This window comes from Streptomyces roseoviridis, assembly GCF_039535235.1.
GTDB lineage: Bacteria > Actinomycetota > Actinomycetes > Streptomycetales > Streptomycetaceae > Streptomyces > Streptomyces roseoviridis.
On record NZ_BAAAWU010000001.1, the window covers coordinates 3,265,242 to 3,278,482 of the forward strand.

At 73.7% G+C, this 13,241-nt stretch carries 14 protein-coding genes; 7 read left to right on the top strand and 7 right to left on the bottom strand.

What is annotated here, in order from left to right; translation table 11 throughout:
* The first annotated feature begins 254 nt into the window (after positions 1-254).
* Positions 255-1,409, top strand: coding sequence for a COG1361 family protein (locus ABD954_RS14695; RefSeq protein ID WP_345486481.1), 1,155 nt, complete (start codon positions 255-257; stop codon positions 1,407-1,409).
* Positions 1,410-1,426: 17 nt separating this feature from the next.
* Here the strand turns inward: ABD954_RS14695 and ABD954_RS14700 are convergent, their stop codons facing one another.
* Positions 1,427-1,606: a DUF1272 domain-containing protein gene (locus tag ABD954_RS14700; protein ID WP_345486482.1), complete on the bottom strand. Its 180-nt coding sequence runs from the start codon at positions 1,604-1,606 to the stop codon at positions 1,427-1,429.
* 126 nt (positions 1,607-1,732) lie between these two features.
* On the bottom strand, positions 1,733-2,674 hold the full coding sequence (locus ABD954_RS14705) for an EamA family transporter (RefSeq protein ID WP_382745612.1): 942 nt from the start codon (positions 2,672-2,674) through the stop codon (positions 1,733-1,735).
* A 156-nt stretch (positions 2,675-2,830) separates the two neighbouring features.
* Between ABD954_RS14705 and ABD954_RS14710 the strand changes: the two genes are divergently transcribed.
* Together ABD954_RS14710 and ABD954_RS14715 are read left to right on the top strand one after the other, a co-directional pair.
* Positions 2,831-3,733, top strand: a complete 903-nt coding sequence (locus tag ABD954_RS14710) for a LysR family transcriptional regulator (RefSeq protein WP_345486483.1) — start codon at positions 2,831-2,833, stop codon at positions 3,731-3,733.
* Positions 3,734-3,838: 105 nt separating this feature from the next.
* Positions 3,839-4,507, top strand: coding sequence for a DUF4232 domain-containing protein (locus ABD954_RS14715; protein ID WP_345486484.1), 669 nt, complete (start codon positions 3,839-3,841; stop codon positions 4,505-4,507).
* Positions 4,508-4,660: 153 nt separating this feature from the next.
* On the opposite strand, the gene ABD954_RS14720 is transcribed toward ABD954_RS14715, so the two are convergent.
* Positions 4,661-7,465 carry an FAD-binding and (Fe-S)-binding domain-containing protein gene (locus ABD954_RS14720; protein ID WP_345486485.1) on the bottom strand — a complete coding sequence of 935 codons (2,805 nt, stop codon included), beginning with the start codon at positions 7,463-7,465 and terminating at the stop codon, positions 4,661-4,663.
* A 51-nt stretch (positions 7,466-7,516) separates the two neighbouring features.
* Between ABD954_RS14720 and serC the strand changes: the two genes are divergently transcribed.
* Positions 7,517-8,635, top strand: coding sequence for a phosphoserine transaminase (gene serC / locus ABD954_RS14725; RefSeq protein ID WP_345486486.1), 1,119 nt, complete (start codon positions 7,517-7,519; stop codon positions 8,633-8,635).
* A gap of 106 nt (positions 8,636-8,741) precedes the next feature.
* Here the strand turns inward: serC and ABD954_RS14730 are convergent, their stop codons facing one another.
* Positions 8,742-9,107 (bottom strand): cupin domain-containing protein, encoded by a 366-nt coding sequence (locus ABD954_RS14730; protein ID WP_345486487.1) that lies wholly within the window; start codon positions 9,105-9,107, stop codon positions 8,742-8,744.
* 111 nt (positions 9,108-9,218) lie between these two features.
* Entirely contained in the window at positions 9,219-10,241 is a 1,023-nt protein-coding gene (locus ABD954_RS14735) for a WD40 repeat domain-containing protein (RefSeq protein WP_345486488.1), read from the bottom strand.
* A gap of 113 nt (positions 10,242-10,354) precedes the next feature.
* Between ABD954_RS14735 and ABD954_RS14740 the strand changes: the two genes are divergently transcribed.
* Positions 10,355-11,059 (top strand): GDSL-type esterase/lipase family protein, encoded by a 705-nt coding sequence (locus ABD954_RS14740; protein ID WP_345486489.1) that lies wholly within the window; start codon positions 10,355-10,357, stop codon positions 11,057-11,059.
* On the opposite strand, the gene ABD954_RS14745 is transcribed toward ABD954_RS14740, so the two are convergent.
* Entirely contained in the window at positions 11,056-11,448 is a 393-nt protein-coding gene (locus tag ABD954_RS14745; RefSeq protein ID WP_345486490.1) for a RidA family protein, read from the bottom strand. The genes ABD954_RS14740 and ABD954_RS14745 overlap by 4 nt on opposite strands.
* Positions 11,449-11,452: 4 nt before the next feature.
* Positions 11,453-11,902: a carboxymuconolactone decarboxylase family protein gene (locus tag ABD954_RS14750; RefSeq protein ID WP_382745610.1), complete on the bottom strand. Its 450-nt coding sequence runs from the start codon at positions 11,900-11,902 to the stop codon at positions 11,453-11,455.
* A gap of 18 nt (positions 11,903-11,920) precedes the next feature.
* Here ABD954_RS14750 and ABD954_RS14755 point away from each other — a divergent pair, with 18 nt between their 5' ends.
* Both ABD954_RS14755 and ABD954_RS14760 read left to right on the top strand, forming a co-directional pair.
* A complete protein-coding gene (locus tag ABD954_RS14755; protein WP_382745645.1) occupies positions 11,921-12,523 on the top strand; it encodes a MarR family winged helix-turn-helix transcriptional regulator in 603 nt (200 codons plus the stop codon).
* 126 nt (positions 12,524-12,649) lie between these two features.
* Positions 12,650-13,237: a Uma2 family endonuclease gene (locus tag ABD954_RS14760; RefSeq protein WP_345486492.1), complete on the top strand. Its 588-nt coding sequence runs from the start codon at positions 12,650-12,652 to the stop codon at positions 13,235-13,237.
* The last annotated feature ends 4 nt before the right edge of the window (positions 13,238-13,241 follow it).

Consider the following 13,241-nt stretch of genomic DNA (forward strand, 5'->3'; position numbering starts at 1 on the left):
CTGTCCGTCCCCCACGGCCATCCCACGACGGGCACGAACACGGCATGCGCATCAGAGGCGACGGCGGACTCCGGCCTGACGACCGCGCCCGGACCCGCGGGGACCACTGACCCCGAGCGGGGCGGCCCGGTCCCGCAGGCGTGTCACGGCCCCTCGCGCGTCACCTGCCGTACAACCCTTGGCCATGCCCGGTCGTCGTACTGTTCGTTCCCGCCGCTTGCCGGCAGCACCCGACGTACGGCTGAGGACTCACCATGCGAGGGAAAACCGCCGCGGTCACCTCGACCGCCGCGCTCCTCCTGACCGTTCCGGTCGCCGCGGTTCAGGCGGAACCGACGGCACCGGCCACGACGACGCCCGCTCCCGCGGCTCCGGCGGCGGATCACGCCGCGGCGACGGTCGACCTCGCGGCCTCGCTGGTCGCCGCCCCCGCCTCCGTCGCCCCGGGCGGCTTCTTCAAGCTGCGGGTCGGAGGAAAGATCGTGTCGGGCTCGGTGGACCAGCTGAACGTGACGGTCACGCTGCCGGCCGGCGTCACGTACGCGGAAAGCGACAGCGCGATCGCCTGCCGCCCGGGCGCGGACCGCCGGTCGTTCACCTGCCCCGCCCAGCCGCCGATGCCGTCGGGCTCCCTCGGCCTGCCCGTGACGCTGCGGGTCGACGAGGACGTGGCCGTCGGCACCGACCTGAACGTCACCGGCACGGTCACCCCGGTCGGCGCGACCGACGACGAGCCGGCGAACGACACCGCGACCACCACCGTCAGGACCGCCCCCGGTGCCGACCTGGACGTGACGTGGAAGCCGGGTTCGGCGTCCCTGCGCACCGGCGAGGTCCGCACCGCCGAGCTCGTCGTGACCAACAACGGCCCGGGCCCGGCCCCGGCGGTCGTGATCGCCGTGCACGTCGGCTACGACCACCCCGTGAGCACCTCCGACAAGCGCTGTTGGTGGGACCCCGGCACGGCCGTCTGCGAGGAGTACACCGCCCTCGCACCGGGCAGGAGCGTCACCTTCCCCTTCACCTTCACGTACGACAGGGCCGCGGCGGGCACCACGTACAAGGTGTCGGCGAGTCTGTACGCCGACACGGCGAAGGACTCGGTGAGGGAGAACAACCAGGACGAGATAGCCGTCACGTACCTCGCGGGCGGGAAGCCGAAGCCCACGGACGGCCCGACGACGAAGCCGACCTCGACCCCGACCGCACGGCCGACGGCCCCGGCGTCCACCACGTCCGCCCCGCAGTCCTCGCACACCGGCCGGGGCACCGGAGGTGATCTGGCGGACACGGGCTCCGGCCCGCTGCCCGCGCTGGCCGGCACCGCGGCCGCCCTGGCCGCGGCCGGTGGCGTCCTGTTCGTCCGGGCCCGCAGGCGGGCCGGAAACGGAATCCGCCGGCGGCACTGACCCCGGGGAGCGTGCGGTCAGGCGCTGCGGCGGGGCCTCGGGACCAGCTCCCCGCCGCAGTTGGGGCAGACGTCGGCCATCGCGTCGGCGCACGGCACGCAGAAGGTGCACTCGTACGTACAGATCCGGGCGGGGGCGTCGACGGGCAGGGCGGTCGTCTCGCAGCGTTCGCAGCGTTCGCGCATCTCAAGGGCCATGCCCCCATCCTGCGGACGGCCCGCGCACCGGGAAACCGGGCGCGGGCCAAAGATCGACGGGATCCGGCCAGGGAGCCCGGCGGGGTGGCGCGGCCGGGCCACCCCGGGCCGCCGGGTCCGCCGGCGTCAGCGGGATCGGGACATCTGGGTCCGCACCGCGCCCATGCTCGCCGCGATGACCAGCGCGATCGCCACGGCGTCCGTCACGCCGAGCGCCTGGTGCAGGACGAGGAAGCCGGCGGTGGCGGCGATGGCCGGTTCCAGGCTCATGAGGATGGCGAAGGTGGGCGCGGGCAGGCGGCGCAGCGCGAGGAGTTCGAGGGTGTACGGCAGCACCGAGGACATCAGGGCGACAGCGAGTCCGAGGCCGATCGTCGACGGGACGAGCAGCCGGTCACCCGCCTCCACGATGCCGAACGGCAGGCTGAGCACCGCGCCGAAGGCCATCGCGAGGGCCAGGCCGTCGGCCTGCGGGAAGCGGCGGCCGGTGCGGGCGCTGAAGACGATGTACGTGGCCCACATGGCGCCCGCCGCGAGCGCGAAGCCCGCACCGGCCGGGTCGAGCCGGTCGAAGCCGCCACCGTGGAGTCCGCCGCCGAGCAGGACGACGCCTCCGAGGGCGAGGCCCGCCCAGAGGAGGTTCACCAGGCGGCGCGAGGCGAGCACGGACAGGGCGAGCGGGCCGAGCACCTCCAGGGTGACGGCGGCGCCGAGCGGGATCCGGTCGACCGCGAGGTAGAAGAGGATGTTCATGCCGGACATGGCGGCGCCGAAGGCGAGCACGGTGCCCCAGTCCGCGCGGCCGTACCCCTTGATCCTCGGCCGGCACACGGCCAGCAGGACGACGGCGGCGAGCACGAGCCGCAGGGTGACGACGCCGAGGGCGCCGGCCCTGGGCATCAGCAGCACCGCGAGGGCCGAGCCGAACTGGACGGACAGCCCGCCGGCGACGACGAGGGCGACCGGTCCGAGCCGGCCGCCCCGGCGGCCCGCCCCCGCCTCGGGGGCCGAGGAGGCGGGAACGGTGGCCGAGGCCACGGCGGGTATGTCCTTGACCGGGCTGTCCACCGGCGTGCTCCTTGCCTTGCCTTGCTTCCCCTTGCGGGCCTTACCGACGATCATGAGTTCACTACACTGAACCAATGGGTCCAGAGTAATGCACTCCCCGACGGGATGCCCCGACGCCCCCTCTTCACGCTACGAGTCAGAGCGCGCCGCCGTGAAATGCCGATTGCGCTGCGGTTATGCTCCCGACGCATGAGCCGTCCGAGCATCGAGCTCCGTCACCTCCGCTGCTTCCTCACCATCGCGGAGGAGGGCAACCTCACCCGCGCCGCCGCACGCCTCCACCTCACCCAGCCCGCCGTCTCCCGCACCCTCGCCGCCCTGGAGAAACAGCTCGGCGCCCGGCTCGTCGACCGCTCCACCCACCACCTCGCGCTCACCGCCGAGGGCCGCGCCTTTCGGGAACGGGCCGCCGCCGCGGTCGCCGCCTTCGACACCGCCGTCGACCCCGGCCGGCTGCGCCACCGCCCCCTCCGCCTCGGACACGCCTGGTCGGCCTTCGGCCCGTACACCACCCCCCTCCTGCGCCGCTGGCAGCGCGACCACCCCGAAACGCCCCTGGAACTGCTCCGCGTCGACGACCGCACGGCCGGTCTGCTCCGCGGCGAGGTCGACGCGGCGCTGCTGCGGGGCCCGGTGGAGATCCCCGGTCTCGCCACCGAGGAGCTGCTGACCGAGGAGCGGGTGGCCGCCCTGCCGGCCGACAGCCCGCTCGCCGCGCGTCCCGGGCTGGCCCTGGCCGACCTGACCGCCGAGACCGCGATCCTCAACCCGGTCTCCGGCACCACCACGCTCGACCTCTGGCCGGCCGGCGCCCGCCCGCGCTCCACCCTGACCGTCGCCAACACCGACGACTGGCTGACCGCGATCGCCGCGGGCCGTGGCATCGGCGTCTCGGCCGCCTCCACCGCCGCCCTCCACCCGCACCCCGGCGTCACCTACCGGCCCCTCACCGACGCCCCGCCGCTGCCCGTCCTCCTCGCCTGGCGGGACACCGCGCGGCACCCGGCGACGGGGGCGCTGGTGGACCTGGCCCGGCGGATCGCCCGCGAACCGTGGTGAATTCGGCGAACCCTCGTCACGAAGCCGTGAAGCTGCGGCGGGACAGTGGTCCCCATCACAGCGCGCCCGCGCTTCGTCATCGGGGGGAACACCACCATGAGCACCATGCGCAGAACCGCCGCCCTCGCGGCCCTCGCCGCCCTGTCCGCGCTGGCCCTGACCGCCTGCGGGCCCTCCGAGGACGGTGCCGCCGGGGGCGCCACCACCCCGCCGGCGAAGCCGGCCACCCCGACCGCGCCGCCCACGAAGCCCACGCCCACCGCACCGCCCGCGAAGCCCACACCTGCCACGCCCACCACGCCCACCACGCCGACCAAGCCCGCCACGCCGCCCGCGAAGCCGACGCCCGACCCCGACGCCGACGTCTTCCCGTGCAGCACCTTCGACGTGACGTTCAGCGCGGTCCTGGCCGAGCCCACCACCAGCAGCTATCTGCTGAAGATCACCAACAGGACCGGCAAGCCGTGCCGGGTGCTCGGCCACCCCGTCGTCACCTTCGGCGAGCTCGACGGTGCGGCGACGGAGCGCGGCAAGGCGCCCGCCGTCGAACACGCCCTCCGGCTCGCGCCGGGCCAGTCGGCCTACGCCGGGCTCATGGGCGGCCCGCTCACGGCGCAGAGCACGACCGTCCCGTACATCCGGATGACCATGAACACCGAGTCCGACCTGGAGCAGGTGCCGCTCAAGGCCGCCACCCCCGGCCTCCACGTCACCCCGGACAAGGAGTCCGTCACGCCGTGGGTCGACAACGCCGAGGACGCGCTCAGCCTCTAGGGAGGCGCCCGGAGGCCGCGGCCCGTTCGTCCTGCGCGGCGAGCACCTCGTCGCCGTGCTCGTACGCCCACGCGCCGAGTGCGTCGATTCGCCACGCGCCCGGGGCAGGCAGTCGCCTGATGAACCGGGAGCGGGCGGGACCGGCCGGGGGGCTCACTCGTCCAGCGCCTCCGCCAGGACCTCCGCCAGGTGGCGGGGGTGGCGGTCGGGGGCGAGGTGGGTGATCTGGGTGCGGCAGGAGAAGCCGTCGGCCAGGACGACGGCGTCGGCGGGTGCCGAGCGCAGGGCGGGCAGGAGCTGTTCCTCGGCGCAGGCGACGGAGACCTCGTAGTGGCCGGGCTCGAAGCCGAAGTTGCCCGCGAGGCCGCAGCAGCCGCCCACCGGCTCCCCGTCGAGGCCCGCCCTCCGGCGCAGGCGGCGGTCCGCGGTGTCGCCCAGGACGGCGTGCTGGTGGCAGTGGGTCTGGCCGGTGGCCGGGCGGTCGAGGCGGGGCGGGGACCAGTCGGGGGCGAGTTCGGCCAGCGCCTCGGCGAAGGTGCGGACGGAGGCAGCGAGGCGGGCGGCGCGCGGGTCGTCCGGGAGCAGCTCGGGCAGGTCGGTGCGCAGGGCCGCCGCGCAGGAGGGTTCCAGGACCACGGCCGGCCGGCCGTCCGCGACGGCCTGTTCCATCACGTCGAGGGTGCGGCGCATCACCCGGCGGGCCCTCGCCAGCCGGCCCGTCGAGACATAGGTGAGCCCGCAGCAGACCCGGCCGGGCGGCAGGGCGACTCCGAGCCCTGCCGCGTCCAGGACCCGTACCGCCGCGCGGCCCACCTGGGGCGCCAGGTGGTCGGTGAAGGTGTCGGGCCACAGGGTGAGGACCGGCGGCCGGTCCGAGGCCCGCTCGCCGAACCAGGACACGAAGGAGCGCTCCGCCACCCCCGGCATGCTCCGCTCCGGGGTGACGCCCGCGAGCCGCGCCGCGTACGGCAGGCGCATCGCCGTGTTCAGCCCCCGGCCGAACAGGTCGAGCCAGCGCGGCAGGCCGCCCATGGTCCAGTGCGAGCGGGGCCGCTTCAGCGCCCGTAGCGGGCCCGCGTAGTAGCCGTCCGTGAACTGCGCCTTGTACGCGGCCATGTCGACGCCCACCGGGCAGTCGCTGCGGCAGCCCTTGCAGGACAGGCACAGGTCGAGCGCCTCGTGGACCTCCTCGGCGCGCAGGCCGCCGGTGACGGTCTCGCCCAGGGCCATCTCGTGGAGCAGCCGGGCGCGTCCGCGGGTCGAGTGCTTCTCCTCCCCCGTCGCCCGGTACGAGGGGCACATCACGCCCGGTCCCGAAGCGGGGCCCTCGACACGGCACTTGGCGACGCCGACGCAGCGGGCGGCGGCCCGGCCGAGGACGGCCACCCGCTCCGGCGCACCCCGCCGTCCGGGCTCCTGTCCGACGACCGGAAGGCCGGTGAACCGCAGCCCGGTGTCCAGCGGCTCCGGCCGCACGAGCATGCCGGGGTTGAGGCCGCCGTCCGGGTCCCACAGGTCCTTGACCTCGCCGAAGAGGGCGACGAGCTCTTCCCCGTACATCCGGGGCAGCAGTTCGGCCCGGGCCTTGCCGTCGCCGTGTTCGCCGGACAGGGAGCCGCCGTGGGCGACGACGAGGTCGGCGACCGCCTCGGAGAAGCGGCGGAAGTGCCCCACCCCCTCGTCCGTCCACAGGTCGAAGTCGATCCGCACGTGGACGCAGCCGTCGCCGAAGTGGCCGTACGGGATGCCCTTGAGGCCGAATTCGGCCAGCAGGGAACGGAATGCACGCAGATAGGCGCCGAGCCGGGCGGGTGGCACCGCGCAGTCCTCCCAGCCCGGCCACGCCTCCCCGCGATCCGGCGTCAGGGTCGCCGTCCCGGCCGCGTCCTCCCGGATCCGCCACAGCGCCCGCCGGCCCGCCGGGTCGCGCACCACGGCGGTGTCGACCGCGTCCGCCGCCCGCACCAGGGCCGAGGCCGCGGCCTCCCCGTCCACCTCGCAGAACAGCCAGGCCGCGCCCCGGGGCAGCCCCTCGGCGCCCCGCACCAGGTCGGCGGCCATGCCCTCCACGGTGAGCGGCCCGTACGGCAGGAGTCCGGCCGCCGCGTCCGCCGCGGCGCTCTCGTCGGCGTAGCCGAGGACCACCAGGATCGGTTCCACGGGGAGCGGGACCAGACGCACCTCGGCCTCCGTCACCACCCCGAGCGTGCCCTCGCTGCCGCACAGGGACCGGGCCACGTCCCTGCCGCGCTCGGGCAGCAGCGCGTCCAGGGCGTAGCCGGAGATCCGGCGCGGCAGTCCGGCCGGGTAGCCCGTCCGCAGCAGGGCGAGCCGGCCGTCCACCAGGTCGAGGAGGCCGGGCGGCGCGCCCCGTCCGTCCGGACCCGCCGTCAACCTCGCGCCCCGGTAGGTCACCACGTCCAGGGAGCGCACGTTGTCCGCCGTGGTCCCCCAGGCCACCGAGTGCGCCCCGCACGCGTTGTTGCCGATCATCCCGCCGAGCGTGCAACGGGCGTGCGTGGACGGATCGGGCCCGAAGGTCAGCCCGTACGGCCGGGCCGCCGCCCGCAGCCGGTCCAGGACCAGCCCCGGCTGGACGACCGCCGTCCGCGCCTCCGGATCGAGCAGGACCAGTCCGTCCATGTGCCGTGTGAAGTCCAGCACGACACCCGTGCCGGTGGCCTGGCCGCCGATCGACGTCCCTCCGCCGCGCGCCACGACCGGGGTGCCGTGCGCCCGGCACACCTCCAGGGCCGCGGCCACGTCGTCCGCGTCGCGCGGCGCGACCGTACCGACCGGCACGCGGCGGTAGTTGGAGGCGTCCATCGACGTCAGGGCCCGTGCCGTGACGGAGAAGTCGACGTCTCCCGCGACGGCGGAACGCAGGTCCGCGGCCAGCTCCGGGGCGTGTTCCTCGTGTGTTCCCACAACCCCAGGATGTCTCAGTGCTCGTCTCATCGGGCGGACATCCCACGCCCGGCGCCTTCCCGAACCGATACGCTCCGCCTCGTGGCCGATATCCAGATTCCCGCTGACATCAAGCCCGCCGACGGCCGTTTCGGCGCGGGCCCCTCCAAGGTGCGTACGGAGGCGCTGGACGCCCTGGCCGCCACGGGCACCTCCCTCCTCGGCACGTCCCACCGCCAGGCTCCGGTCAAGAACCTGGTCGGCGAGGTGCGTGCCGGCATCCGTGACCTCTTCTCGCTGCCCGAGGGCTACGAGGTGATCCTGGGCAACGGCGGATCGACCGCCTTCTGGGACATCGCGACCCACGGTCTGATCGAGAACAAGTCGCAGCACCTCACCTTCGGCGAGTTCTCGTCCAAGTTCGCGAAGGCCGCGAAGCTGGCCCCGTGGCTGGCCGAGCCGACCGTGATCTCCTCCGACCCGGGCACCCACCCGGAGCCGGTGGCCGAGGCGGGCGTCGACGTCTACGCCTACACGCACAACGAGACCTCCACCGGTGTCGCCGCCCCGCTGAAGCGGGTCGCGGGCGCCGACGAGGGCGCGCTCGTCCTGGTCGACGCGACCTCGGGCGCCGGCGGTCTGCCGGTCGACATCACCGAGACGGACGTCTACTACTTCGCCCCGCAGAAGTCCTTCGCCGCCGACGGCGGCCTGTGGCTGGCGGCGTTCTCCCCGGCCGCCCTGGAGCGGGCGCAGCGGATCCACGCGTCCGGCCGTCACGTCCCGGAGTTCTTCAGCCTGCCGACGGCGATCGACAACTCGCTCAAGAACCAGACGTACAACACCCCGGCGCTCGCGACCCTCTTCCTGCTGAACGAGCAGCTGAAGTGGATCAACGGCCAGGGCGGTCTGGACTGGGCCGTGGCCCGGACGAAGGAGTCCTCGCAGGCGCTGTACGGCTGGGCCGAGGAGTCCAAGTACGCGAGCCCGTTCGTCACCGACCCCGCGAAGCGCTCGCAGGTCATCGGCACCATCGACTTCGCGGACGACATCGACGCGACCGCGGTCGCCAAGGTCCTGCGCGCCAACGGGATCGTGGACACCGAGCCGTACCGCAAGCTGGGCCGCAACCAGCTGCGCATCGCGATGTTCCCGGCGATCGACCCGGCGGACGTGCGGGCGCTGACGGCCTGCGTCGACTACGTGATCGAGAAGCTCTGACCGTACGGAGCGTTCCCGAAGGGCCCGGCGTCGGACACGACCGACGCCGGGCCCTTCGGCGTGCCGGGGTCCGGCGTCCGGCTGTCTCCGGCCCGGCCCGGCGGCCTCAGCCCGCCTGCGCCTTCACGTGGTCGATGACCGCGTTGAACTCTGCCGTCGGCGAGAACTCGACGACATCGGAGTCCTCCAGCGCCTCCGGAGCGTGTCCGGGCCCCCAGTAGTACGCCTGCCCCGCCTCGTAGACCTCCTCGCCCGTGGCCGTCCGCATCCTGATCCGGCCCTTGAAGAGATAGCCCCAGTGGGGGCACTGGCACAGGTCGCCCTCCAGGCCCTTGAGGGCCGGCGCCATGTCGGTGCCCTTCGGGAGGTGGATGAAGGCGACCGTCATGTCACCTCCGGCCTCCTGCATACGGAAGTCGAGGCCGTCGCCCTCGATGGCGACCGGGGTGTCCTCGCGCGTGAATGCCGTCATGACTCCTCCGCCCTCTCGGTCTCCCTTCCAGTCTCGACCCGGCGGTGCGCCGGGTCGACGCGGGCGCTGTGAGGAGACGGAAACCGCAGGTCGGCCGCGGTGCACGCCGGGTCAGTCGCGGCGGCGCAGGAGACGCTTCCCGCCGATGACGGCGGCGGCGACCAGACCGAGGACGAGGAAGCCGGTGGTCGCGTCTCCCTCGCCGCCCGAGGCGCCCGCGCCGCCGCCCGTGCCGCCCGCGCCGGAACCGGCACCGGGGGTCTTCGGCCCGTCACCGGGGACGGTGCCGCCGGGGGCGGGGGTGGCGCCGGGGCGGTCGACCCGGATCACCCGGCTTCGGCTCCCCTCCGAGCCGAACATGAAGGCCGAGCCGTCCCGCGTGTACGTGGCCGATTCCGCCTGTCCCTGGAAGGGCGCTCCGACGGACGTGCCCTCGCCCGCGGGCCGGCCGTCCTTCCAGGCGTACTCCTCGGCGAGGAGGTAGCCGCGCAGGACGAGCCGGTCGCCGGCCGGCGAGAAGGCGCCGTCGGTGACCCACGGGACCTCGGCGATCCGCCGGAAGACGTTGGTGCGGGAGGCGGACAGGCGCGCCGGGCCCTCGTAGAGGCCGCCGCCGTTCTTGTGCTTGCTGGCGATGTAGACCCGCCCGGTCTTCGGATGGACCATCAGGGCCTCGGCGTCGCGCGCCCCGTCGGCGTACCGCACGTCGTACTGGGTGGCCCGCACGGTCTGGTCCCGGAGTTCCTTCGGCTCGGGGAAGCGGTAGATCCAGACGTGGTCCCAGGTGCCGTCGAGGTTGTCGCCGATGTCGCCGACGTAGACGGAGCCGTCGGGGCCGACGGAGATCGCCTCCATGTCGCGGGGGGTGCCGACCCCCTTCAGGGTGAGGGTGGCGACGGTCTTCCCGGTGCGGGAGTCGACGCCGTAGATCAGTGGCGCGTCCTGGTCGTTGTGCGTCCAGTAGATCCCCGGGTGCGCCCGGCTGGCGGCGAGGCCGCTGGACTCGGTGATGCGGGGGTCCTGGAGGGTGAAGTCCCGGTCGGCGTCACCGCCGTCCACCGCGGTCGCGGGGGCGGTGGCGGCGAGGACGGCGAGGGCCGTGGCCCCGAGCACGCGCAACACAGCAGTTCGCATGCCCTCCAGACTGCCACGGCGACGGCAGGGGCCTGCCGGGCCGCGTCCCTGGTGGCCGGGATCACGTCACCGGCCCGGTCTGCACCGGTCCGGCGTCGGTGATGATGTGCTCCATGCGTTTTCTGTTCGTCGGCGACAGCATGACCATCGGACGCGCCGGCGACTTCACCTGGCGCTACCGGATGTGGCGGCACCTGGAGGCCGTGCTGCCCGGGGCGTACGAGATCGTCGGGCCGCGCACCGCGCTGTACGAGGCGGCGACCGACGCCGCGACCTCGGACGCGTACGCCGACCCGGACTTCCCGGCCGCCGCCCGCCGTCATCTGGCCGGCTGGGGCGAGGGCTGGCTGCACATGGCGCCGCTCGCCGGCGAGACGGTGCGGGAGACCCGCGCGGACGTGCTGCTGATCTCCCTCGGCCTGATCGACCTCGGCTTCTACACCAACAGCGACCAGACGGCCGAGAACGTCCGCGCCTTCCTCGGCGCCGCCCGCGCCGCCAACCCGCGCGTGCGGGCCGTGCTGCTGCCCGTCATACCGAACGTACGGGCCACCTACGACGCCCCCTTCGCCGCCGAGTGCGCCCGCTTCAACGAGCTGCTCGCGAAGACGGTCGCGGACCTGGACACGGCCTCCTCGCCGCTGCTCCTGGCGTCGGTCCCGGAGTCGTACGACATCGACCACGACACCTACGACGGCACCCACCCCGGGCCGACCGGCGAAGACAAACTGGCGGCGGCCTTCGCGACCGCCCTGCACCAGGCGTGGGGCATCGGCGGCCCGTACGGGGCCCCGGTCGATCAGCCGCGCGCCGGCTAGTCGGTGACGGCGTCGACCTCGATCTCGACGAGCCAGTCGGGGTCGATGAACCGCGAGACCTCCACGAAGGTGGTCACCGGCCGCACGGCGCCGAACCGTTCGCCGTGTGCCCTGGCCGCCTCCTTCCAGGTCGTGATGTCGGTGAGCATGATCCGGGTCCGTACGACGTCGTCGAGGGAGGACCCGGCGGCCTTGAGGGCGGTCTCGGCGATGTCGACGCACCGCACGGTCTGCGCGTAGACGTCGCCGACGCCGGCGGTCCCGCCGTCCTCGGCGATGGGCGCGGTGCCGGCGACGGCGATGTGGGAGCCCTTGCGGACGGCGCGGGAGAAGCCGATCTCCGGCTCGAGCGGCGATCCTGAACTGACGTGCTGCCTCGTGTTGTTCACGGTGTCATGATGCGCGAGTGAGGCGGTTGGCGAAGGTGGAGACGGTGTACGTGCCGATGCCGAGGACCACTTCGAGGGCGTTCTGCCGGGTGTAGCCGTGGGCCAGGAAGGCGTCGAGCTCGGCGTCGCTCACCGCGCCCGAGGCGGCGAGGACCTGGAGGGTGAAACGGCGTACGGCGTCGAGGCGTTCGCGCGCCGGGGCCGGGCCGAGGGCGGCCAGCTTGGCCTCGTGCATGTCGACGCACAGGTGGCACTGGTTGCGGGCGGCGACCGTGAGGATCACGGTCTCGCGGGAGTGCGGGTCCAGGGTGGTGGACTCGAAGAGCTCACTGAGCTTGAGGAAGCCGTCGAGGGTGTGCGGGGACTCTTCGAGGAGCGCGACGGCCTGGGCGGTACGGGTGGACAGGTCGGCGGTCTGGTCGGCGGTTCGGTCGGTGGACAGGTCGAGTGACACGTGGGCCCCTCCGATAGGATCGACAACATGGTTGACCATGTCGGCGGAGAAAACGTAAACCAGGTTGTCGATAACGGCAAGAGGGTTCCTCCCGAGGCCCCCGGTCAGGCACGGGACCGGGGATCCGACCAGGCACCGGACCGGGCGCCCGACCGCCCCGGCTTCGAGCTGCCCCTGCTGCTCTTCGCCGGCTTCCGCACCCTGATCGACCGCCTCCACGCCGAGCTCGCCCGCCAGGGCCACCCCGACCTGCGCCCCGCGCACGGCTTCGCCCTCCAGGCCGTCGCGGCGAGCCCGTACGGCTCCACGGCCAGCGACATCGGCCGCCGGCTCGGGGTCTCCAAGCAGGCGGCCGGCAAGACCGTCGAACGGCTCCTCGCCCTCGGCTACGCCGAACGCACCGACGACCCCGCCGACGCCCGCCGCAAGCTCGTCCGCCTCACCCCGCACGGCACCGACGCCCTCGCCCGCTCCGCCGCGGTCTTCGACGAACTCCGCGCCGAGTGGTCCGCCCGCCTCGGCGCGGACCGCGTCCACGACCTGGAGGCCGCCCTGCGCACCGTCGTCCCCGCCGAGACCGCCTTCCGCCTGGACGCGCCCAGCTGGCTCGGCGGGGCGTGACACGCCGTTCCAGGTGGCGAGTTGGCCGACGGCGTGTCGGCACGGGCGTGCGTATCGTTGACTGCGGCGACTGCGGCGACTGCGGCGACTGCATGCGAACGCGCGGCAGCGGGGAGGAGCGCCACGATGACCGTCGTAGAGGACGACAGGATCGAGCTGGCCATGAGCGAGAACGACGTGCCCTTGGACAAGCTGTTCGAGTGGCTTGAGATCGCCCCCGAAGGACACAAGAGCGAAGTCGTCGGAGGGGTCGTCTTCATGGTTCCACAGAGGCAGACGCACTGGGATATCACTCGCCGGATCGTCCGCGCCCTGGAGGATCAGTTCGGGATGGACGTGAAGGTGGCGTCGGACGTACGCATCGACTTCCCCGGCGAACGCAACGCGTTCTGCCCGGACGTCGCCAAGCTGCGGGACGACGCCGTGCAGGACGACAAGGGCCGCTGGAACCACGAGGACGTGGAGTTCGTCGCCGAGGTGATCTCCCAGGGCACCGGCATGAACGACTACGGACCCAAGAAGACCGCTTACGCCACCGCCGGTGTCCCCGTCTACGTCGTCGCCGACCCCTACACGGCCCGGTGCATCGCCTACACCAAGCCCGAGGACGGCGACTACACCGAAGAGGTGCGGGTCCCCTTCGGCACCGACCTCGACCTGACCAAGACCCCGCTGGAACTCGTCCTCAAGACCGACGGCTTCCCCCGCGACTGACGCG

Coding starts and splice junctions, on each gene's coding strand:
- ABD954_RS14695 (WP_345486481.1), top strand. CDS start 255: ATGCGAGGGAAAACCGCCGCGGTCACCTCGACCGCCGCGCTCCTCCTG.
- ABD954_RS14700 (WP_345486482.1), bottom strand. CDS start 1,606: ATGGCCCTTGAGATGCGCGAACGCTGCGAACGCTGCGAGACGACCGCC.
- ABD954_RS14710 (WP_345486483.1), top strand. CDS start 2,831: ATGCCGATTGCGCTGCGGTTATGCTCCCGACGCATGAGCCGTCCGAGC.
- ABD954_RS14715 (WP_345486484.1), top strand. CDS start 3,839: ATGCGCAGAACCGCCGCCCTCGCGGCCCTCGCCGCCCTGTCCGCGCTG.
- ABD954_RS14720 (WP_345486485.1), bottom strand. CDS start 7,465: ATGAGACGAGCACTGAGACATCCTGGGGTTGTGGGAACACACGAGGAA.
- ABD954_RS14730 (WP_345486487.1), bottom strand. CDS start 9,107: ATGACGGCATTCACGCGCGAGGACACCCCGGTCGCCATCGAGGGCGAC.
- ABD954_RS14735 (WP_345486488.1), bottom strand. CDS start 10,241: ATGCGAACTGCTGTGTTGCGCGTGCTCGGGGCCACGGCCCTCGCCGTC.
- ABD954_RS14740 (WP_345486489.1), top strand. CDS start 10,355: ATGCGTTTTCTGTTCGTCGGCGACAGCATGACCATCGGACGCGCCGGC.
- ABD954_RS14760 (WP_345486492.1), top strand. CDS start 12,650: ATGACCGTCGTAGAGGACGACAGGATCGAGCTGGCCATGAGCGAGAAC.